20 protein-coding genes and 1 tRNA gene are annotated in these 21549 nt (G+C 64.3%); 10 read left to right on the forward strand and 11 right to left on the reverse strand.

Annotated elements, in window-relative coordinates; genetic code table 11:
- Positions 1-3: 3 nt before the first annotated feature.
- The 4 genes from ctrA to ABIA40_RS25180 all read left to right on the forward strand — a co-directional run bounded on the left by ctrA (position 4) and on the right by ABIA40_RS25180 (position 2824).
- Positions 4-705 carry a response regulator transcription factor CtrA gene (gene ctrA / locus ABIA40_RS25165; RefSeq protein WP_016848562.1) on the forward strand — a complete coding sequence of 234 codons (702 nt, stop codon included), beginning with the start codon at positions 4-6 and terminating at the stop codon, positions 703-705.
- Between the two features lie 165 nt (positions 706-870).
- On the forward strand, positions 871-1275 hold the full coding sequence (locus ABIA40_RS25170) for a DUF350 domain-containing protein (protein ID WP_128262757.1): 405 nt from the start codon (positions 871-873) through the stop codon (positions 1273-1275).
- A 1-nt stretch (position 1276) separates the two neighbouring features.
- Positions 1277-1663, forward strand: a complete 387-nt coding sequence (locus tag ABIA40_RS25175) for a hypothetical protein (RefSeq protein WP_271538824.1) — start codon at positions 1277-1279, stop codon at positions 1661-1663.
- A gap of 3 nt (positions 1664-1666) precedes the next feature.
- The gene (locus ABIA40_RS25180) at positions 1667-2824 is read left to right on the forward strand and encodes a glutathionylspermidine synthase family protein (RefSeq protein ID WP_271538826.1); all 1158 of its coding nucleotides are present in this window, start codon (positions 1667-1669) and stop codon (positions 2822-2824) included.
- 157 nt (positions 2825-2981) lie between these two features.
- Here ABIA40_RS25180 and ABIA40_RS25185 read toward each other — a convergent pair whose 3' ends face one another.
- The 6 genes from ABIA40_RS25185 to chpT form a co-directional block, all read right to left on the reverse strand.
- Positions 2982-3854 carry a protein-glutamate O-methyltransferase CheR gene (locus ABIA40_RS25185; RefSeq protein ID WP_271538828.1) on the reverse strand — a complete coding sequence of 291 codons (873 nt, stop codon included), beginning with the start codon at positions 3852-3854 and terminating at the stop codon, positions 2982-2984.
- Positions 3851-5038 (reverse strand): chemotaxis response regulator protein-glutamate methylesterase, encoded by a 1188-nt coding sequence (locus ABIA40_RS25190; protein ID WP_271538830.1) that lies wholly within the window; start codon positions 5036-5038, stop codon positions 3851-3853. The genes ABIA40_RS25185 and ABIA40_RS25190 overlap by 4 nt, the downstream gene beginning before the upstream one ends.
- A gap of 75 nt (positions 5039-5113) precedes the next feature.
- Entirely contained in the window at positions 5114-5479 is a 366-nt protein-coding gene (locus tag ABIA40_RS25195; protein ID WP_007600538.1) for a PleD family two-component system response regulator, read from the reverse strand.
- A 74-nt stretch (positions 5480-5553) separates the two neighbouring features.
- The gene (locus tag ABIA40_RS25200; RefSeq protein ID WP_036036030.1) at positions 5554-6024 is read right to left on the reverse strand and encodes a chemotaxis protein CheW; all 471 of its coding nucleotides are present in this window, start codon (positions 6022-6024) and stop codon (positions 5554-5556) included.
- 32 nt (positions 6025-6056) lie between these two features.
- Positions 6057-8849 carry a chemotaxis protein CheW gene (locus ABIA40_RS25205; RefSeq protein ID WP_404543730.1) on the reverse strand — a complete coding sequence of 931 codons (2793 nt, stop codon included), beginning with the start codon at positions 8847-8849 and terminating at the stop codon, positions 6057-6059.
- 196 nt (positions 8850-9045) lie between these two features.
- Positions 9046-9699 carry a histidine phosphotransferase ChpT gene (chpT, locus tag ABIA40_RS25210; protein WP_271541498.1) on the reverse strand — a complete coding sequence of 218 codons (654 nt, stop codon included), beginning with the start codon at positions 9697-9699 and terminating at the stop codon, positions 9046-9048.
- A gap of 200 nt (positions 9700-9899) precedes the next feature.
- Here chpT and ABIA40_RS25215 point away from each other — a divergent pair, with 200 nt between their 5' ends.
- Entirely contained in the window at positions 9900-10724 is an 825-nt protein-coding gene (locus tag ABIA40_RS25215) for a 3'(2'),5'-bisphosphate nucleotidase CysQ (RefSeq protein WP_271541496.1), read from the forward strand.
- Positions 10725-10733: 9 nt separating this feature from the next.
- On the opposite strand, the gene ABIA40_RS25220 is transcribed toward ABIA40_RS25215, so the two are convergent.
- On the reverse strand, positions 10734-11219 hold the full coding sequence (locus tag ABIA40_RS25220) for a YHS domain-containing (seleno)protein (RefSeq protein ID WP_157284948.1): 486 nt from the start codon (positions 11217-11219) through the stop codon (positions 10734-10736).
- 139 nt (positions 11220-11358) lie between these two features.
- Between ABIA40_RS25220 and ABIA40_RS25225 the strand changes: the two genes are divergently transcribed.
- From ABIA40_RS25225 to ABIA40_RS25240, 4 genes are all read left to right on the forward strand, one after another.
- Positions 11359-11964, forward strand: coding sequence for a DUF1134 domain-containing protein (locus ABIA40_RS25225; RefSeq protein WP_157284949.1), 606 nt, complete (start codon positions 11359-11361; stop codon positions 11962-11964).
- Between the two features lie 120 nt (positions 11965-12084).
- Positions 12085-13398 (forward strand): hypothetical protein, encoded by a 1314-nt coding sequence (locus ABIA40_RS25230; protein ID WP_404543733.1) that lies wholly within the window; start codon positions 12085-12087, stop codon positions 13396-13398.
- Positions 13399-13548: 150 nt separating this feature from the next.
- A tRNA-Val gene (locus ABIA40_RS25235) sits at positions 13549-13623 on the forward strand.
- Between the two features lie 297 nt (positions 13624-13920).
- Complete coding sequence (locus ABIA40_RS25240) at positions 13921-14352, forward strand: hypothetical protein (protein ID WP_404543735.1); 432 nt, start codon at positions 13921-13923, stop codon at positions 14350-14352.
- Positions 14353-14380: 28 nt separating this feature from the next.
- On the opposite strand, the gene ABIA40_RS25245 is transcribed toward ABIA40_RS25240, so the two are convergent.
- The 4 genes from ABIA40_RS25245 to ABIA40_RS25260 all read right to left on the reverse strand — a co-directional run bounded on the left by ABIA40_RS25245 (position 14381) and on the right by ABIA40_RS25260 (position 20449).
- Positions 14381-14923, reverse strand: a complete 543-nt coding sequence (locus ABIA40_RS25245; RefSeq protein WP_404543738.1) for a 2'-5' RNA ligase family protein — start codon at positions 14921-14923, stop codon at positions 14381-14383.
- Positions 14924-14992: 69 nt separating this feature from the next.
- On the reverse strand, positions 14993-15832 hold the full coding sequence (locus ABIA40_RS25250) for a universal stress protein (protein ID WP_404543740.1): 840 nt from the start codon (positions 15830-15832) through the stop codon (positions 14993-14995).
- A 118-nt stretch (positions 15833-15950) separates the two neighbouring features.
- Positions 15951-16340 carry a response regulator gene (locus ABIA40_RS25255; protein WP_036009791.1) on the reverse strand — a complete coding sequence of 130 codons (390 nt, stop codon included), beginning with the start codon at positions 16338-16340 and terminating at the stop codon, positions 15951-15953.
- Entirely contained in the window at positions 16337-20449 is a 4113-nt protein-coding gene (locus ABIA40_RS25260) for a GAF domain-containing protein (RefSeq protein WP_404543742.1), read from the reverse strand. The genes ABIA40_RS25255 and ABIA40_RS25260 overlap by 4 nt, the downstream gene beginning before the upstream one ends.
- 254 nt (positions 20450-20703) lie before the next feature.
- Between ABIA40_RS25260 and ABIA40_RS25265 the strand changes: the two genes are divergently transcribed.
- Positions 20704-21477 (forward strand): SDR family NAD(P)-dependent oxidoreductase, encoded by a 774-nt coding sequence (locus tag ABIA40_RS25265; RefSeq protein WP_404543745.1) that lies wholly within the window; start codon positions 20704-20706, stop codon positions 21475-21477.
- Positions 21478-21549 lie beyond the last annotated feature (72 nt).

Genomic DNA, 21549 nt, shown 5'->3' on the forward strand with positions numbered 1-21549 from the left:
GGCATGCGCGTTTTGCTGATTGAAGATGACAGCGCCGTCGCGCAGTCGATCGAGCTGATGCTGAAGTCCGAGAGCTTCAACGTCTACACGACCGATTTGGGGGAAGAAGGCGTCGATCTCGGTAAACTATACGATTACGACATTATTCTCCTCGACCTCAACCTGCCCGACATGTCCGGCTACGACGTGCTCAAGCAGCTCCGGGTCTCCAAGATCAAGACACCGATTCTGATCCTCTCCGGCCTCGCCGGCATCGAGGACAAGGTCAAGGGTCTCGGCGTCGGTGCCGACGACTACATGACCAAGCCCTTCCACAAGGACGAGCTGGTGGCCCGCATCCACGCGATCGTGCGCCGCTCCAAGGGCCATGCCCAGTCGGTCATCCAGACCGGCGACCTCGTCGTCAACCTCGACACCAAGACGGTGGAAGTCGGCGGCCAGCGCGTGCATCTGACCGGCAAGGAATATCAGATGCTGGAGCTGCTCTCGCTCCGCAAAGGCACGACCCTCACCAAGGAAATGTTCCTCAACCACCTCTATGGCGGCATGGACGAGCCCGAACTGAAGATCATCGACGTCTTCATTTGCAAGCTCCGCAAGAAGCTCGCCAACGCCTCCGAGGGCCGCAACTTCATCGAGACCGTCTGGGGCCGCGGCTACGTGCTGCGCGAGCCGCACGAGGCCGACGAGCGCATCCCCGCCTGATCCCTGGGTTTACGTCGCGAGCCCAGTCAGGCTCGCTCCTCCCAGCCTGGACCCCGCCGCAAATGGCGGGGTTTTCGTTTTTGGGGGGACGCTTCATTGGAAGCTTAACGTTTGAACCCCTAGCCTTCCCCTGCCGACGAATGGTCGCTGCACGATGGGGGAACGATGATCCTGCAATCACTCGCCGGCCTGCCCGCCTTCCTGGTCTATTTCTGCACCGGGCTGATCGCGATCGTGGCCTATCTGTTCGTCTACACCCGCATCACGGCGCATAACGAATTCCAGCTCATTCGCGACAACCAGCCGGCCGCGGCGATCGCGCTCGGGCTCAGCCTGCTCGGCTTCGTGGCGCCGCTGGTCAGCGCCATCGCGCATTCGGCCAACGTGCTGGACTGCCTGATCTGGGCGACGATCGCGCTTATCGTGCAGGTCATCGTGTTCTATCTCGTCAAGGTTCCGGTGCCGGACTTGTCGAGGCGCATCGATGACGGCGAGCTTGCCCCCGCGATCTGGCTCGGCCTGTCCTCGCTCGCCGCGGGCCTGCTCAACGCCGCCAGCATGATCTACTGACATGGCCGACAAACCCGCCAAGAAGGAGTTCGGCAAGCGCCGGCCAGTCGCCGAGCCGCCGCCGCGACCGCCGGTGAAGCGCTCCGGCCACGTCGCGCTGCTGGTGATGGGCACGATCGCCGTCGGCACCACCGCCTACACCTTGATGCCGCGGCAGAACTGCGAGCCCACGCCCGGCGCCGTGCCGGGGCAGACGACCACGACCTGCACCAGCAGCAGCAGCAGTTCGTCGGGCGGCAGCAGCTCGCGTTGGTCGTCGCGATCGAGCCTGTTCAGCGGCGATTCCTCCAGCCATACCTCGTCGGGAACGTCGTCCGATATCAGCCACAGCAGCGTGAGCCGCGGCGGCTTCGGCTCGTTCGGCCACGGCTTCTCGGGCGGCGGCTGATCCATGCAGCGCATCACCTGCCTGGAGCGCGACGACTGGCGAGAGACCGCGGCACGATGCGGCTTCGTCTTTCACACCATCGACGGCGAGCGCTATTGGGACGAGCGCGCCTATTACGGCTTCACGCTGGACGAGATCGAGCGTGGCATCGAGGCGCCGACCGGCGATATCGATGCGATGTGCCTGGAGCTTGCCGGCCGCGTCATCGGCGACGAGCGGCATCTGCGGCGCTTGAAGATTCCGGAAGCGTTCTGGGGCCTGATCGCGGAGAGCTGGAAGCGCCACGACCGCAGCCTCTATGGCCGGCTCGATCTGAGGTTCGACGGCAAGTCGCCGGCAAAGCTGCTCGAATACAACGCGGACACGCCGACCTCGATCTTCGAGGCCGCGGTGTTCCAATGGACCTGGCTCGAACAGGCGATCGAACGCCGCGTCATCCCCTCGCGTGCCGACCAATTCAACTCCATCCACGAGCGGCTGATCGCGGCATGGAAGGAGATCGCTGGGAGCCACGTCCATCTCACAGGGATCACCGGCAACGAAGAGGACGCCGGCACGCTCGCTTATCTCGAAGACACCGCGCGCCAGGCCGGACTCTCGACGACGCTGCTCGACATCGAGCAGGTCGGCTGGCGCGACGGGGCCGGCGGCTTCGTCGATCTCGGCGAGAACGACATCGCGCTCGCCTTCAAGCTCTACCCCTGGGAATGGATGTTCCAGGACACCTTCGGCGCAAAGCTGAAGGATGCTCCGACGCGCTGGATCGAACCGCCGTGGAAGGCGGTGATCTCCAACAAGGGCATCTTGCCGCTGCTCTGGGAGATGTTTCCGAACCATCCCAATCTGCTGCCGGCCTTCTTCGAGGATGATCCGCGCGCCGCCGAGCTCGGCACGTCCTATGTGCGCAAGCCGCTGCTGTCGCGCGAAGGCGCCAATGTCACGATCGTGTCCGGCGGCCTGCCGCTCGACGAGCAGACGGGGCCTTACGGCGCCGAAGGCTTCGTGCGCCAGGCGCTCGCTCCGCTGCCGAACTTTTCGGGCTTCTATCCGGTGATCGGAAGCTGGCTCGTGAACCACGAGGCCTGCGGGCTGTCGATCCGCGAGGACGAGAGCCCGATCACGGGCAACCGCTCGCGCTTCTTGCCGCATGCGATTTTGTGATTTTGTCATTCCGGGGCGCGACGAAGTCGCAAGCCCGGAATCCATAACCACAGTCGGATGAAATGGCCCTGGTCTAACCGCCTGCCTATTTCGATGGCCTGTGGTTATGGATTCCGGGCTCCGCGCTAATGCGCGGCCCCGGAATGACAAAGAGAACTCACCTCGCCGCGGCGATCTTGAGCGACGGCGGCATCAATCCGCCCATCGGACGGCCGGAGCGCGCGGGGTTGAGCTGATAGAGGCCGCGGCGATCGGCGATGGGGCGGAACGCGTCCGTGATGCCGACGACGGATTCGGCCGCCCCGAGCAGCAACGTGCCGTCGGCCTCCATCGCCTTCGCCAGGCGCTCGAAAATCACCGCCTTGGTGTCCTGGTCGAAATAGATCAGCACGTTGCGGCAGAAGATCACGTCGAACGTGCCGAGATGGGAGAAGTCCTGCAGCAGATTGAGCTGGCGGAACTGCACCATGGCGCGAATGTCGGCGTTGAGCTGCCAGAGCTCGCCGGTTTGCGTGAAGTATTTCACCAGATGCTGGATCGGAAGACCGCGCTGCACCTCGAACTGGCTGTAGAGGCCGGCCTTGGATTTCTCCAGCACCTCCTGCGACAGATCGGTGGCGACGATCTCGATGCGCCACCCCGCGAGCGCCGCGCCCATCTCCTTCACGCACATCGCGATCGAATAGGGCTCCTGCCCGGTCGAGGCGGCCGCCGACCAGATGCGAAGCGACTTGCGCGCCGCACGCGCCTGGATCAGGCCCGGCAGGATGGTGTCGCGCAAGTGATCGAACGGAATCTTGTCGCGGTAGAAGAACGTCTCGTTGGTGGTCATCGCTTCGACCACGTCGGTCGCAAGCCGGCCGTCGCCGTTCCTGATCTTCAGGACGAGGTCGGGGATGCCGGGAAGGCTTGCCTTGCGGGCGAGCGGCAGCAGCCGGCTTTCGACCAGATATTGCTTGTCGGCGGAGAGATCGAGACCGGAGCGCTCTTTCAGGAACTTGCGCAGATAGTCGTAATCGGTGGGCGTCACGAACGGTCTCCCGCGAACAGGCGGTTGACCTTGGCGCCGATCTGGTTGAGCGGCAGGATCGCCGCGCAGATGCCGGCATTGGCCGCCGCGCCGGGCATGCCCCAGACCACGCTGGAGGCTTCGTCCTGCGCGATCACGCTGCCGCCGGCCGCGACGATGTCCTTGCCACCGCGCATGCCGTCCGAGCCCATGCCGGTCAGGATCACCGAGAGGATGTTGCCGTGCCAGACGTCGATGGCGGAGGTGAAGAGCGGATCGACCGCAGGCTTGCAGAAATTGACGGCGGGGCCGTCGTCGAGCGCGATCACAGGATCGGCGCCGCTGCGCGTGACGCGCATGTGCTTACCGCCCGGTGCGAGGTAGATCCGTCCCGGCTTCACCGGCTCGCCGTCGACCGCCTCGGCCGCCGGCCGGCGGCTCGAGCGCGCCAGATGCTCGGCCAGAATGGTGGTGAAGGTCGGCGGCATGTGCTGGGTGATCAGCACCGGGAAGCGATCGATCACCGGGCCGAGCTCGGTGACGAGCGCCATCAGCGCCTGAGGCCCGCCGGTCGATGAGCCGATCAGCAGCACCTTGGGCGCCTGGGTCGAGAACGGACGCGTTGACACCGAGCCTGACGAGGGGGCCGGAGCGGGCGCAGGCGCGGCAGGCCGCGCGACAGGACTGCGCGCGACGGGAGCCGGGCTCGCCGGCGCCAGCGGCGGGCTCGCAACCGCAGACTTGCGACGCAGCCGCGCGCCGAGATGGCGGATCTTCTGGATCAGGTCGTGATGGAAAATATCCGCGGCCGACGCCTCACGCGTCGATTCCGGCTTGGGAATGTAATCGGCCGCGCCGAGCGACAACGCCTTGAAGCTGATCTCCGCGTTGCGGCGGGTCAGGGTCGAAGCCATGATAATGACGAGATCGCGCTTCTTGGCGAGCAGTTGCGGCAGCGCCGAGAGGCCATCGAGCTCAGGCATTTCGATGTCGAGCACGGCAACATCGGGATTGATGCGATCGAGCTGGTTGACCGCCTCGAGCCCGGTGCGCAGCGAGGCCGCGACCTCCATGTCGTGCTCGGCGCCGATCCAGCGCGAGATCAGACCGCGGATGACGACGGAATCGTCGACGATCATCACCCGCAGCGGCCCGGTTTCGCGCGACGTGCCCATGGTCGAATTACCTGCGAACGCAACACTCATTACCCACCAACTCAGACTGAAACGGTTCAGTTGAAAACAAGCGCCGAAGGATCCGTTCAGCCTCCGGGCGATCGCTCAGATCAGGCCGACTTCCTGAAATTTCGCCGTCACGATGTCCTTGTCGAACGGCTTCATGATGTATTCGTTGGCGCCGGCGTGCAGAGCGCGCGCGATATGCGCGACGTCGTTCTCGGTGGTGCAGAACACCACCTTGGGCTGGTCGCCGCCGGGCATTCGCCTGAGATGGCCGAGGAACTCGTAGCCATCCATGACCGGCATGTTCCAGTCGAGCAGCACCGCGTCCGGCAGGCCGCGCTTGCAGGCCTCCAGCGCCTTCTCACCGTCCTCGGCTTCGAGGATTTGGAAGTCGAGCCCCTCCAGGATCCGGCGCGCAACCTTTCGGATGACGCTGGAATCATCAACGACGAGACAAGTTCGCATGTGAACCTCTGCTTCCTTCCCCCCTTTGCGGGGGCACTTCCAATCGCAAGTCCCTCGGCGGCAATGCCGCCGTATCAGGCCGCCATCATCTCGGGTGCGAGCTCGAGGACGCGGTCGACGTCGAGGACGACCATGAGCTGTCCGTCGAGGCGGTGGACGCCACCGGCGAGCTTGGCCATGCGGGGGTCGAGGTTGACGGGGTTTTCTTCCTTGCCGTCCTCGGGCAGGCGCAGCACCTCGCCGATCTGGTCGATCAGGAGGCCATAGGATTCGCCGCGCAGGTCGACGCCGACCGCCATCGCGGTCTTGCCGTCCTCGTCCTTGGGCAGGCCGAGGCGCGAGCGCATGTCGACCACGGTGACGATGCGGCCGCGCAGGTTCAAAACGCCGGCGATCTCGCGCGAGGCCAGCGGCACGCGGGTGACGCGCTCGGGCATGAACACGTCCTGGACGCGGGAGATCGGCAGCCCGAACAGCTGGCCGCCGATCATCGCGGTGACGTACTCGACCATGGCGCCTTCAGCGGACTGGGTCTTCTTGCTCATTTCAGTGTCTCCTGGTCCATGCCGCTTAAGGTTTAAGCCGCGGCCGCCCGGCTCAGCTCGGAGGCGCCGGCGGCGCCCGCGGTCTGCTCCTTCAGCGCCGCGATCAGGCCGGGACGGTCGAACTTGGCGACATAATCGTGGAAGCCGGCCTGACGGCCGCGCTCGATCGCCGCCGGCGACACCAGCGCCGACAGGCCGATGATCGGCGTCGCGGCGAGGTTGTTGTCGGAGCGGACGACTTCCGCGAACTCGAACCCGTTCATGTCGGGCATCTCGATGTCGGTCAGGATCACGTCGAAGTTTTGGGCGCGCAGTGCCGCGAGGCCCTCCTGCGCGGTCGGCGCGGTGCGGACGCGGTAGCCGGCCGCCTTCAGCACCGGCGCCAGCATGTTGCGGAAGAAGGCCGAGTCGTCGACCAGCAGCACCGACTGCGAATGCAGCGACGGCTTCATCTCCTTGCGGGTGAACCAGTCGGCGAACGCCATCGGCAGGAAGTGGCCGACGTCGATCACCTCGGTGGCCTGGCCCTTGATCACGGCCGAGCCGAGAATGCCGGAGGAGGAGCCGCCGACCTCGATGTTGAGCCGTTCCTCGACGATGTCGATGATCTCGTCGACGACGAGGCCCATGGAGCGGCCGTCGTCGGCGAACACCAGGATCGGCTGGGCGCCCTGGCTCGCAATGGTGACGCCTTCCATGGCCACCAGCGGCATCAGCTGCTCGCGGTACTGCACCATGTAGCGGCCGTTCGAGAACTCGATCTTGTCGGCGGGCAGCTCCTCCAGGCGCGTGACGAGGCCGAGCGGGACCGCCTTGGGCTGCGACGAGCCGGCGCGGAACACCAAGAGCGAGGTGGTCTGCTCGCCACTTCCGATGTGATGGCCGGCCGCTTCGTCGCCCATGCCATGGGCCGAGGAGCCGGCGGCGCCGAGCGCCTTGGCGATGCCGTTGGGATCGATGATCATGATGACCGCGCCATCGCCCAGAATGGTGTTGCCGGAGAACATGTCGATGTGACGCAGTTTTGTCGACATCGGCTTCACCACGATTTCTTCGGTGTGGAACACGCCGTCGACGACGATGCCAAACGTCTGGCTGCCGACTTGCGTCACCACGATGAAGCCGTTCTCGGGATCGGAGGCCGCGCCGTCGTCGATCTTCAGGAGCTTCTTGAGATGGATCAGCGGCAGCAGCTTGTTGCGGAGCCTGAGCACCGCGGTGTCCTTGATGCGCTCGATGCGGTGCTCGGAGTTGGCGCGGGCGCGGACCAATTCCACCACCGAGAGCTGCGGGATCGCAAAGCGGTCGCCGGCGGCTTCGACGATCAGCGCCGAGACGATGGCGAGCGTCAGCGGGATCTTGATGGTGACGGAGCTTCCTTCGCCGGCCACCGACTTGATGTCGATGGTGCCGCCGATCTGGTCGATATTGGTGCGGACCACGTCCATGCCGACGCCGCGGCCCGAGACCGAGGTGATGGCAGCGGCAGTGGAGAAGCCCGGCGCGAAGATGAACTTGTGGATCTGGGCCTCGCTCATCTTCTCGAGCTCGGCCTCGGTGACGAGACCGGACGAGAGCGCCTTGGCCTTGATCTTCTCGGTGTTGAGGCCGCGGCCGTTGTCGGCGATGCAGATGATGATGTGGCCGCCCTCGTGATAGGCGGACAGGCGAATGGTGCCCTGCTCGCCCTTGCCGCTGGCGAGGCGCTCGGCGGGGGTCTCGAGGCCGTGATCGGCGGAGTTGCGCACCATGTGGGTGAGCGGGTCCTTGATCAGGTCAAGCACCTGGCGGTCGAGCTCGGTGTCGGCGCCGTGCATCTCGAGCTCGATCTGCTTGCCGAGTTCGGATGAGAGGTCGCGGACGATGCGGGGCAGCTTCTGCCAGGCATTGCCGATCGGCTGCATGCGCGTCTTCATGACGCCTTCCTGCAGCTCGGCGGTGACGTTGGAGAGGCGCTGCAGCGGCACCTTGAACTCGGTGTCCTCGTTGCGGCGGGAGATCTCCAAGAGCTGGTTGCGGGTCAGGACCAGCTCGGAGACCATGGTCATCAGGTGCTCCAGCGTATCCACGTTGACGCGGATCGACTGGTTGGCGATGCGGTCGCCCTCGCCCGCCATCTCGTCGGCCATCGACTTCTTCGGCGCGGCCTTCTCCTTGGCGGGCTTTGCGGCTTCCTTCGCCACGGGGGCTTCAGCAGCTGCCGCGGGCTCGGCCTTGACCTCGGCCTTGGCAACGGGCGCGGGCACCGGCGCTTCGATCGCGGTCTCGCGGAAGGCGCGCTCGAGCTCGTCGAGCGAGACCTCGCCCGGACGCAGCGGGCGCTCCAGGGTCTGATCGACCAGCGTGCCCATGGTCATCTCCTTGGCGGGGGCGGCTGCAGCGGTGGGCGCTTCCGGCACCAGCGGCGGAGCTTCGGCGACGGGAGCGCTGCCTGCCGCCATGGCGGCCATGCCCTGCTCGACCATCGCCTCCAGCTTGTCGATGAGATCGCGGTCGTTGCCTTCCGGCTCGGCCTCGGTCGCCTCCAGGCCAGCCAAAATCTCCTTGATGCGGTCGATCGAGGACAGGATCACCGTCACCGCCTCGGCGGTGACAGGCATGCCGTCGCGGAATTTGCCCATCAGGGTCTCGCCGGCATGGGCCAGCGCTTCCAGCCGCGGCAGTCCGAGGAAGCCGCAGGTGCCCTTGATGGTGTGGACCAGGCGGAAGATGTTATCCAGGATCTTGGCGTTGTTCGGCTCCTGCTCGAACTTCACCAGCTGATTGTCCACGGTGTCCAGGCTCTCGCTGGTCTCCGTCAGAAACTCCCGCAACAGATCATCCATGAAAACAGGCCTTCATACAGGAAAGGCGCGCACGAGGCGTGATGCGCCATTTCGGAATGGGGCCAGCTTCACCGCAAAGCGTTTAATATTGGTTGAGTATGTGCAAAAGAACGGCACCAACAAAGAGATAAGGCGCTCCGGACAAGCCGAAGCGCCTCGTAAAGAATAGATTAAGAGGTCGGGCGCGACGCGCCGTTTACGAAGCGGTAACGATGATGGCTTCGCCTTCCGGCTTGAGCGTCACCGTGAGCCCGCAGGCCTGCGCCAGCAGCCGCGTATAGTAAGGCTGGATCGCATGCGCATCGGCAGCCGGCCCGCGCTCGCCGCTCAGGAGCTCGGAGATGTTCTGCGGCAGGCGTGCATTGTGTCCGGTCGCGGTGATGCGGAAGCTCATCGCCTCGCCCTCGCCGACCGGATCGACCGTCAGCATGCCGCCGCGCGGGATCGTGTGCTGGGCGACGACCAGCATGTTGAGCAGCAGCTTGACGCGGTTCTTCGGCAGCAGCAGCCGCGGCAGATTCCAGGTGATCGAGCACTTGCCGTCCTCGATATGGCCCTTCGCCATGGTCTGGGCATCGCCGAGATCGATCTGCGCGCCGGAGGAGCCGGCCGCGCCGAAGGCAAGACGGCAGAACTGGAGCCGGGCGGAGGCCGTCTTGGCGCTCTTGCGAATCAGGTCAAGCGCGAACTCGCGATCCTCGGGCTTGGGATCGTCGTCGAGCACTTCGAGCCCGTTGACGATGGCGCCGACGGGGCTGATGAGATCGTGGCAGACCCGCGAGCACAGCAGCGCGGCGAGTTCGAGCATATCGGGAGCGGCAGTGGTCGCGGGCGACGAAGCGTCAGACATATAATGGGGTCCTGGAGGGTTCCTTGCACGGCGCTGGACGCCGCGAATCACGCATGCTTGACGGATGCTGCGGGTTCTAACATTCGCAACCCCGCGGCAGCTAGCTTGCGATCGGTTCGAGGCGGCCCTAAGCCCCAAGCGAATCGATCGGGGCGAATCAGTGGATGAGGAACGATATTGCTGACAGATGAGGCATCCAGGTGAAGCGGACCATTGACGGAGCGGCCGCTGCCGGCCTGATGGAGCCGCTGACTGCGCTGGTGGTGGAGGCGGGCGAAGCGATCCTCGCCGTCAACCGCGCGGCCATGCGGATCGACGGCAAGCAGGATGGCTCGCCGGTGACCGAGGCCGACCTTGCCGCCGACCGCATCATCGCGGACGGACTCGCGCAGCTCGCGGGCGACGTTCCGACGCTGTCGGAGGAGCGGACCCAGCTCGCCTCCCCGCCGTTCCAGGGCAGCTTCTTCCTGATCGATCCGCTCGACGGCACCAAGGAGTTCCTCGCCGGCCGCGACGAGTTCACCGTCAACCTCGCCTTGGTGACGGACGGCGTGCCGCTGCTCGGCATCGTCTCCGCACCCGCACTCGGCCTGCTGTGGCGCGGCATCGTCGGCCGCGGCGCCGAGCGCGTGAGGTTCAACGGCGCGACGATCGCCGCCGCCGAGCCGATCCGCACCCGCAAGCTGCCGACGCGCGGGGAGCCCTGGATCGCCGCAGTGAGCCGTTCGCACGGCGATGCCAGAAGCGAGGCGTTCATCGCCGACAGGCCCAATGCCGTCAGGATGACGTGCGGCTCGGCCGTGAAATTCGGCCGCATCGCGGAAGGCAGCGCCGACATCTATCCCCGTTTCGGGCCGACCTCGGAATGGGACGTCGGGGCCGGCTGCGCGGTCGTGACCGCGGCCGGCGGCAAGGTGACAGACGGCAAGGGCGGCGAGCTCCGATTCGGCCAGCGCAGCGACACCGGCTTCATCATCCCGGAGTTCATCGCCTGGGGCGACAAGCAGGCGGTAGGCTGCGACTGACCGGGCTCGTTACTGCCCGAGCTTCTCCTGCAGGGCCGGCCAGCGCTTGCCCACCTCATAGAGGAAGCGCTCGGGATCGGCGACGAAGGCGTCGCGATTGTCTTCCCGGCTGAACAAATAGAGCCGCTGCGCCACGATCGCGAAGAAGTGCGGATTGGCGGCGACGGTGATGCCGCGGGCGATATCGACCGGATCATAACCGCCGAATTGCGGTCCGTAGATTTCGGGATGGGCCTGGAAAGAGGCGCGGTTGCCCTCGTTCCGGAAGCGCCAGACGGCCCCCCAGAGGTTCGCCTCGAACTCCGCCGTCCCCTGCACGGCCGCACCGGCGACGAAATAGGCGACGGGGTCGAAACCCTCGATGGCGACGCCGCTGAAGCGATTGACGACGATCCGCTCAGTGGTGGCGGCCCCTGTCGGTCCGCCGGCACCGAGGATCCAAATGCCGGCCAGCAGGCAGAGGCGGCGGGCGATCAAGGCAATTCCGGGGCGCAAAGGGCTATCTTCCTGCCGTTGTGCCGTCATAGTTGCTGCGGATAACATCCGAGTCGAGGGGACACCCGGCGCAACCTAGAGCCATGCCTGTTGGCGTGAGGTTAAGGAAGCGACCGGATTCGGTACCAGGGGTTCTTTTATGACTTTCGCATCACGCCTTGCTGCGCTCGCGCTTGCCGCGATGATCGGCTGGATCGTGCCGGCCTCCGCCCAGCAGGCGCCGCCGCCTGACCTGCCGCCGCCGCAGCGGACCCCGACGCCCAATACCTATGGGCCGGACGAGCTCGTTACCGCCGGCCATCGCTTCTTCGGCAACGTCTCGCGCGGGCTCGCCTCGATCATCGAGAAGGCGGTCAGCCAATGGGGCCTGCCGAACGGCTACATCCTGGGTGAGGAAGGCTCCGGCGCCTTCGTCGCCGGCCTGCGCTACGGCGAGGGCACGCTCTACACCAAGAACGCCGGCGACTTGCGCGTCTACTGGCAGGGCCCCTCGCTCGGCTTCGACTGGGGCGGCGACGGCGCCCGCACCATGACGCTGGTCTACAACCTGCCCGCCACCAACGCGATCTACCAGCGCTTCGGCGGCATCGACGGCTCGGCCTACATCATCGGCGGCTTCGGCATGACGGCGCTCACCGCCAACAACATCGTGCTGGTGCCGATCCGCTCCGGGCTCGGCCTGCGCCTCGGCGCCAATATCGGCTATCTCAAATACACCCCGCGGGCGACCTGGAACCCGTTCTAGGCCCGCGTCCTCCCCACTGCCCACCGATCAAGGTTAACGACAGAGCGGGGCTGGCTTTCTGCCGGCCCGCCATGGCATTGTCGTTGGTGAATTTTTCCTTAAGCTTGGGAGTTCTGGCCCATGGTCGAACCGATCATGTACCTGGCGATCGGTTTCCTGCTCTCGATGCTGTGCGGGCTTGCGATCGTGCCGCTGGTGCATAACCGCGCGGTGCGCCTGACCACGCGCCGGTTAGAAGCCGCCACCCCGCTATCGATGGCCGAGATCCAGGCCGACAAGGACCAGCTCCGCGCCGAATTCGCCATGTCCGCCCGGCGGCTGGAGATGAGCGTCGAGCAGCTCAAGAACAAGACCACGAGCCAGCTCGCCGAGCTCGGCAAGAAGAGCGACGCCATCAACCGCATGAAGATCGAGCTCGGCGAGAAGAACGCCACCATCTTCGCGCTGGAGGCGCGCGAGAAGGCCGTGAAGGAGCAGCTCCGCGCCACCGAGGAGGAATTCGCCGCCAAGACGGCGTCCTTGCGCGAAGCCGAGATCGCGTTGACGGACAAGCAGGCCGAGCTCGCCAAGATCAACTCCGAACTGTCCGACCGCTCGATGATGGCGGAGAGCCGCCAGGTCGAGCTGGTCGCAGTGCGCGCGCAGATCGAGGAATTGAAGCACCGGGTCGGCGATGCCGAGAAGGAATTTGCCGCCACGCAAGCGCGCCTCGCACAGGAGCGCACCGAATCCGAGACCGCCTCGCGCGAGCTCGGCGAGGCGCGCGGCCGCGTCGAGAATCTGAGCCAGCGCGTCACCGAGCTCGACCGCCAGCTCATCGTGCAGGTCAAGGAGGCCGAGATGCTGTCGAGCCGCGTCGCCGATCTCGAGGGACGCCTTGCCACGCAGGGCAAGCTGCTCGCCGAGCGCGACTACGAGAACAACCAGCTGCGCCAGGCCAACGAGGGCAATGAGCGCACCATCAAGGAGCTGCGCGTCGAGATCGCGGGCCTCAGCGGCGGCAAGTCGTCGGCTGCGATGGAGCAGCTGCGCGCGGAAAAGGCCGCGCTGGAGGAGCAGCTGCGCAGCGCGCGCGACGAGCGCGCGAAACTCCAGCGCGACATCAACGCGATCCAGCAGCAGGCCGAGAGTTCCTGGGCGACCGAGCGCATGGAGAACGCGCTGCTGCGCGAGCGCATCAACGACATCGCGGCCGAAGTGGCAAAACTCGCGATGCAGCTCGAAGGCCCGAACTCGCCGATCGAGGCGCTGCTCGCGGCCGAGGCCGGCCAGCCGCCGAAGCCGGCGCCGCGCCCGGCCAACGACGCCGCGACCAACGGCGCCGCGACCAGCAGCGGTTCTGCGCCCCGCCTGCCCGAAGGGGGCGGAACGCTCGCCGAGCGCATCCGCGCGCTCCAGGCCCACGCCTCCCGCGCCCGCCAGCAGGGCGCGTAAACGGGTCAAAACCCGGCTTCCCCTGCGGGAGGCGAAGGTTTTCCGCCCCGGCGACGCCTTGAAAACTTGACACCTTGGGCCGGCACTTCTAAATCGCGGGCTCCGACGTGCCGGCCGGCCTAAGGTTGCGGCCGCCTGCATGATGGTCCCGGGCGCATAGCTCAGCGGGAGAGCGTTCCCTTCACACGGGAGAGGTCCAAGGTTCGATCCCTTGTGCGCCCACCACGCTTCGCCAAAAGGCTTCGCGTGGCGCAGCCACCCCCAATGGCAGCGAAGCGTGTCCGGCGTAGCTCGAAGAACGTAGCCGGACTGCGGGTCTTGCTTCGGCTCTGTCAAAAACTCGAAAACAACCCCATGCACAGTAAACAGCAACAGCGGGATCAAGGTGTTACGACTTTTCCGAATTTTTCTTGCTCCGTCGGGCAAAACAGGGGCATGATGGCATCATCGGAAGGGGCGCAGGCTTGATGAGCATGCTGCGTCTGACCGCCCGCACGGCATCGCCGGCTTAGAGATTCAGGGATGAGCTGGATGACGCTCCCTCGCCCTCCTTCGAAACTCTGGATACGAATCGCGATCACGGGGCTTGCGGTGGCCGGGATCGGAGTCGCGGTCATGGTTGGTCTCATCTGGTTCGCACTCGAAGGGTTCGCCAGCTGCCGCAACGTGGTCCTGAGCTCGACCCGGTCGCCCGACGGCACCAAGGCCGTGTTCGTCTTCAGGCAGGAATGCAACGCAACGGTACCGGATTCCACATATGCGAGTATCGCGCCGATGGACCGGACCTTTTCACCCGATCGCAACCACGCATTCGTCGGCTTCGCCGGTCACGCGGAGATACTACCCAGCTGGCGCGGGAGCAACGTCGTCGAAATTGCGATGATGCCAGGGGTCGAGGGAGGCTTCATCCGGCACGATGAGAAGGTCGGCTCGATCCGGATCGATTACAAATGATCTGCGGGCTCGACGAATGATCACCACTTCACGGAGCCCGAACCGGCAATCTCTGCTCCGCAACCACGCGCACAGGCGGAAAAGAAACGCAATCCACGACGTCGAACAGCACCCTGATGCTGCCGCTGAATAACTGAGCGAAAGCGATCGCGTCATCGCGCTTTGCATCGGCAATCTGTGTGCCGAGCGTGCAATGAGGTCGCCAGTTTTCCGGCCGATAATGCAGCCGACACAAGGCTGGATCGATTGCAGCGCTGATGGAAGCGTGCCACCGGACGAGCGTTTCATCGAACTCCGGCTCCGCCCAGAGCACGAGTGGCGGACCTGCGAACCAACGAATTCGCTTGAACCCGACCTGCAATGGCCCTTCGCCTCCAACTGCGCGGAGCATGGTCTCCCACGCGGTCTTGGCGGCAATCTCGGGCGCATCATAAATGGCGAATGTAAAATGCGGCCGATAGCCGAGACCCCTCATCGAAGGCTGGCTCTCAAACGCGGCAACTTCATCCCACAAGGCTTCGATCCGCTCTGCGGAGGAATGGTCGGACCGAATGTTGATAGCCAAAGCCATGCGCCGGTCGCTCTGTGAAGCAATGGATTTTTGCCTCACCAATGGCAACAAAACCAGGCCTTTTGTGCGCTAGTGAGCCATAAGGACGGGGATATCCGCGTGCTCCATGATATAGCTGGTCGCTCCACCGAATATCATCTGCCGTAGCCGCGTGCGGGTGAAGGCTCCTTTGATCAATAGATCGCAACCGTGTGCCCTGGCGGCATCGAGGACCGCCTCACCAGTTTCGCGCCCGTCCAGCTCAACGCTGATCAAGCTGGCCGCAATGCCATTGTATTGGAGTTGCCGAGCGATCTGACCGGCAGACGGTCCTGGCACCGCTTGGCCGCCGACAACGGTTAGGACCGATACCCTTTCGGCCAGACGAAGCAGCGGCATGGCAAATGCGTTTGCCCGAGCTTGCTCGGTACTCCCGTTCCAGTGGATCATAATGTTTGTTGCGACGCTTCTTGGTCCATTCGACGGCGCCAGTAGAACGGGCCTGCCGCTCTCAAACAGCGCGGACTCAATCGCGCGGCGGTGAGGGCCCGCAGCATCAATATCAGACCGCGCCATCACGATCAGATCGAAAGCGCGCCCATAACTTCCGACAAAGTCTTCGCCCTCAGGCGCGGTCTCCAGCCAGCCGAAGCAAGGCGGGTTCGACCCTGCAGTGGCGCGGGGAACATCATGCTTCAGCATGAATGCTTCAAAAAAGTTGCGCATGTCGTTCAGCTCGGCTTCGCTCTTCACTTGATACGAATCCAGGAGAATGCCGGTGGCCAATTCGGCGGCCGCATATTGTGGGATGCCGAACCGGAGTGGAAAGCCTTCAATATAGGCGCCGGAGCGACGCGCTAGGCCTACGGCCACAGCGAGCGTGTCTGTCATCATCGGAATATTCTGAAGCGGAACCAGGAGCGTCTTCATTTCGAATCTCCGATTTTCTGACGAAGATTGACGGTGGATGCATGCTCTCAATTGGGGCGGCGTCTGCAACAGCTTCACTTTGCGAGCCGCTCTGGTTTACCACCGGCAACGGTTGCAATCATGCGGCCTGCTCAAGCCTCGCATCGATCTCCTGGCGCAGCGCGGCGAAGTCGATTGGCTTGGTCAACAGGTCGGCGGCGCCCTTCTCCAGCGCCTTGCGCTTGGTCTCGGCATCACCGTAGGCCGTGATCATGATAACAGGCACATCGGGGCGGGCCGAGCGCACGATGGGCAGCATCTCCAGTCCGCTCATTCCGGGCATGTTGATGTCGGACAGGATCAGAATCAGGGTGGCATCCGCAATCTCGGCCGCGCGCTGCAATGCCAGGGGCGCCGAGGATACAAACTCCATCAGAAAACGACCGGCGCGCAGATCGCGCCGAAACTGCTGCCGGAACAGCGCCTCGACATCGGGCTCGTCGTCGACCACCATGATATAGACGCTCAACTTCTGCCTCCGCTCTGCAATGGTGCCGCCCGCGTACGTGGCAGCGTAATGATGAACTCGGTATACTCGCCCGGCTCGGTATCGACCTCGATGCTGCCGCCGTGCTGCTTCACGATGATGTCGTGGCAGATCGAAAGCCCAAGGCCAGTTCCTTCGCCGGCCGGCTTGGTCGTGAAGAATGGATTGAATATCTTCTCTCTGACATCGGCCGGGATGCCGGTGCCATTGTCGCGAATGCGAATTTCGACGGCGCCGCCGAGGTCTGTGGTCGTCGCACGCAGCCTTGGCTCGAAGCCGTCACCGACGACCTCCTTTTGCTTGCTGGCCGCGTAGAAACCGTTTGAAACCAGATTGAGGAACACCCGCGTGATTTCCTGCGGATACAGCTCGAGCGCTCCCGCAGACGGATCGAGTTTTCTTTCAAGCGTGATATTGAAGCCGGCTCTTTCCGCGCGGGCTCCGTGATAGGCCAGGTTGAGACTTTCCTCGAGGATGGCGTTGATGTCCGCCGCGCGGCGTTCGCCAGACCCTTCGCGGGAGTGCAGAAGCATATTCTTGACAATGGAATCGGCGCGCGTTCCGTGCTGCACGATCTTTTCCAGGTTACCTTGCAGCATGTGGATCAGCGCATCGATGTCCTGCCTTTCCGCCTCGCCCAGGCTGGCTGAGCGCAGCGCTTCGCCGAGCTCGTCGGTGAGTTCGGAGGACAGCGCAGCAAAATTGTTGACGAAATTGAGCGGGTTCTTGATCTCGTGCGCAATGCCGGCGGTGAGTTGCCCGAGCGAGGCAAGTTTCTCGGTCTGGATCAGACGATCCTGCGCATTTCGCAATTCCTCGAGCGATTGCGACAATTCCATGGTGCGCTCGCGCAGTTCATTCAGCAGGCGTGCATTCTCGATCGCGATCACGCCCTGATGTGCGAAGTTGGACACGAGCTCGATCTGCTTGTCTGTGAACGGTTTCACTTCCTGGCGGAAGATCGTGATGGTGCCAATCAGCTCATCTTCCTTGAGCATGGGCACGATGACGAGGGTCCTTGCGCCGGCGAGGGCAGCGAGCGCGCGAACATTGGGGTTGCCTTCAATATAGGGCGGCTGCGTCCTGATGTCGTCGATATGAACCGTCTGATGAGTCTTCTCGACGGTGCCGAGCCCGCTCGCGGGATGTGGGCGAATGTTCTGGTACAGCCGGGTATCGACATAAGCTTGCGGCGCGTTGTGCAATGCGACCGTGCGAAAACCGCCCTCCTCGTAGAGATTCATGGTGCCAAAGCCGGCGCCGCAAATTCGCGTCGCATTCTCCAGCATCTTGTGAAAGACAGGGGTGAGTGCGCCCGATGAAGCGCTTATGATTTCCAGCACCTCCGACGTTGCCGTCTGCCGCTCCAGCGATTCATTCAATTGCTCGAACAGACGCACATTGCCGATGGCGATAACAGCCTGATCGGCAAAGGTCTGCAGCAAGGTGATCTGCTTGTCGTCGAATGGGCGCACCTCCATACGACGCAGCACGATCGCCCCCATGCTCTCGCCTTCGCGCAAGAGCGGCACACTCAAAACAGTCCGAACGTTCGAGCGAGCCGCATATTCGCGTCCTATTGGGTATTCCTCTCCATCGGGCCCAAGCAAGTCGTGCACTTGAACGGTGCGACGATCGACAATTGCCCGGCCGGTGGGCGATTTGACACTGATCGCCCGCCGGCTCCACACCACGGGAACTTGGCCATGATGCGCCTCGATGACGATATCGTCGCCATCCCTCAGAACGACCAGCGCATCATATGCCTCGCAAAGCCCGCATGCGCTTTCCACGATCGCCTTGAGCACCGGTCCGACTTCAGTCGGAGAGGAAGCGATGACCCGCAAGATATTGGCGCTGCCGGTCTGGTACGTCAGCGCCTCGGATAGATCTCGCGTCCTGGTTTGCAATTGTTCGAAGAGCCGGACATTCTCGATGGCGATCACCGCCTGGTCGGCAAAGGTCTGCACGATCTCGATCTGTCGCTGGGTAAATGGGCCCGGCTCCGGTCGCGCCAAACTGAGAACCCCGATCGAGGTGCCCTCGCGTATTAGCGGTATGTTGAGGGTCGCGCGATAGCCGCCGATTCTCGCGAGGTCGTGCCGCGAGAAGTCGGGGTCTTTCATGAGATCGGCGACATGGTCGACGCGGCCAGTGAGCGCTGCCCGGCCGCTCGGCGTGTCGCGGCTCGGCGCAAGCGGCTGGCTCTTGCGGAGCGCGACCCATTCCGGTGGGTTGTTATGGGAGGCTTCCAGGTGCAGCAACCCATCGCGAATGAGATAGATCGCGGCTCTGGGGTCGCCGCAGAGCCGTGCGGCCGAGCTGACAAGCGTCTCGAGAACATTGGGCAAATCGAACGCCGAACGGCTGATCACCTTCAGCACGTCGGCCGTTGCGGTCTGCTGGCGCAGCGACTCGCTGAGATCCTCAGTACGTTCGCGCAACTCCTTGAGCAACCGCGCATTCTCGATGGCGATCACCGCCTGGTCGGCAAATGTGGCGACGAGCTCGATCTGCTTTTCGGTGAAGGGCTGCACGCGCTTGCGGGCAATCACGATTGCGCCGATCGGCTCATTCTCGCGCAGAAGGGGAACACCGAGCGCCGTGCGTTGACCAGCGATCGTGATCGACGCCTGCAGGCCGTATTCGGGATCGGCAGCGACGTCGAGGATTTGCACCGGACGGCGTTCGAGGACGGCCCGACCCGTGACCGTGGCCCGTCCGGGGGCGATCGGATGAGCCTGCAGAAAGGCAATGTAGTCCTCGGAAAACCCGACCGCCGCTCCGGCCTGATATTCATCGCCCTCGCGGCGCATGATGAATGCCATCTCCGCTTCGCACAGCCGTGCCGCCGACTCGACCAGCGTGTCGAGCACGGTTTGCAGATCGAAGGTCGAGCGGCTGATCATTTTCAGCACATCGGCCGTCGCAGTTTGCTGCTGGAGCGACTCGGCGAGGTCGCGCGTCTTCGCCTGGACCTCATCGAACAGCCGCACATTTTCGATCGCGATCACGGCCTGATCAGCGAAAGTGGAGACAAGGTCGATCTGCTTGTCCGTGAACGAGTTCGCGGTCTTGCGGCCCAGGAATAGCACGCCGATCACCTCTCCGGACCGAAGCAGGGGTACGCCCAGAAGGGTGCGGTAACCGCCGGCCCTCTGTTGCTCGGGATAGGCATAGTCGGGATCGACCAGGACATCCGGGATCTGAACGGCCTTGCCGCACAGGAGGACGCGCCCGACCAGGCTACCGCGTCCGGGATTGAGCCGAATGCCCGCCGAGACCTTGGCCCATTCGGGCGAGAAATTGTACCGAGTTGCATGAGAGTAGGCACCATCGGCGTCCTGCCGGACGATTGCCGCCATGTCGGCGCCACACAGCGACGCCGCCGATTCCGTCAGCGTGTCGAGAACCGTTTGCAGATCGAACGCGGAGCGGCTGATGACTTTCAACACATCCGCGGTCGCGGTCTGCTGCTGCAGCGATTCCCGCAAATCGTCGGTACGCGCCTGCACCTCGTCGAACAGCCGCGCGTTCTCTATGGCGATGACAGCTTGGTCGGCGAAGGTCTGCAGAAGCGGCACGTGATGCGGAGCGAAGGCCCCCGGCTCCGCTCGCGTGACGCTGATCATGCCGATCACCGTGCCGCCAGTCGCGAGCGGAACGAACAACATGCTGCGAAAGCCGCGGGCACGCGCGATGAACTTGATGTCATTCGTCAGCGCTTCCGTATCGGGGGTCGGCACCACCTTGCCGGCCTCTGTCCTCGCAAAACTCTCGAAATCGGCGATCGGACGCGGAAACATCTTCTTCAAGGCTTCATCGGCGGCAGAATTCGTCGGCGTGAACGCCGCCAAGTGGGCATTGCCGTCGATGAAGCGGAATACGGTCGTCGAAAAGCCGCCGAGCAAGGCATTTGCGCGCCTCGCGATAGCATCGAATACCGGCTTTACCTCCGATGGCGAACTGGCAATGATCTTGAGAATGTCCGCAGTGGCGGTCTCGCGATCTTGTGCGGCGCGCAACTCGGCCAGGAGCCGCGCGTTCTCCTGCTGCAATTCCGCCACAACGTCCTGAGGAAGCGCGGCCATGATGAAAATCCACGTCGCCAGCCGGTTCGCGGCCGACGTCAAAATTCAATCAAGAAAGCGTCGGGATTATTCCACCATCAGGTGCTTCCGACCAGACCTATCGTGAGTTGATTTTCAATCGACTGCGCGTCGATTCGCCTCCACGATCTGCGGCAAGGACAAAGGGGGCGGCTGGAAATGGTGAGCGACGAGCCGTATCTGAAATGATCCGCGGGGGCGGTAGATTGCGTCCTGAAACAGCCTGGGAGAACCGCATGGCGACCATATTCATCACGGGCAGCACGGATGGCCTCGGCCGGGCGGCGGCGCAATCGCTGCTCGATCAGGGGCACCGCGTCGTGCTGCACGCGCGTTCGGCCGATCGTGGGGCAGCCCTCGGCGGGCTCGCGTCGCGTGCGAAGGGATTGGTGGTCGGCGATCTCAGGAGCGCGGCGGAGACGCGGAGCATCGCCGACCAGGTCAACGCGATCGGGCGCATGGATGCGGTCATCCACAATGCAGGCGTCTACATGCGGCCGAGCCGCGGGTCGACGCCGGAAGGCCATGCGGAGACGCTCGCCATCAACACGCTAGCGCCGTTCATGCTGACGGCCCTGATCGCGCGGCCGGCCCGATTGGTCTATCTCAGCAGCGGATTGCACCGCGGTGGAGAGGGCTCGCTCGACGATCTCGATTGGACCAAGCGGACGTGGGACGCGGGCACGGCCTATGCCGAGAGCAAGCTGCACGTCGTCGCGCTCGCCTTCGCACTGGCGCGACGCTGGCCCAACGTCCTCTGCAACGCCGTCGATCCCGGTTGGGTGCGCACGAAGATGGGCGGCGCAGGCGCCCCGGTCGATATCGACACCGGGCAACGCACCCAGACCTGGCTGGCAGTCAGCGAGGATCCCGCGGCCCTCGTGAGCGGGCGCTACTGGCATCACCTCGAGCAGCAAGCGCCGGCCCGTGAGGCGACGGATTCGAGATTTCAGGACCGGCTCATCGGCAAACTGAGTGAGCTGACGGGCGTCGAGCTGCCGGAGGTGTGACGCTCGATGTATCCTCGTCATTGCGAGCCAACGGGTCCGCGCGAAGCGCGGCCCGATGACAGGCTCCACGAA

This window comes from Bradyrhizobium sp. USDA 223, from assembly GCF_044909005.1.
In the GTDB taxonomy this organism is placed as follows: Bacteria; Pseudomonadota; Alphaproteobacteria; order Rhizobiales; family Xanthobacteraceae; genus Bradyrhizobium; species Bradyrhizobium yuanmingense.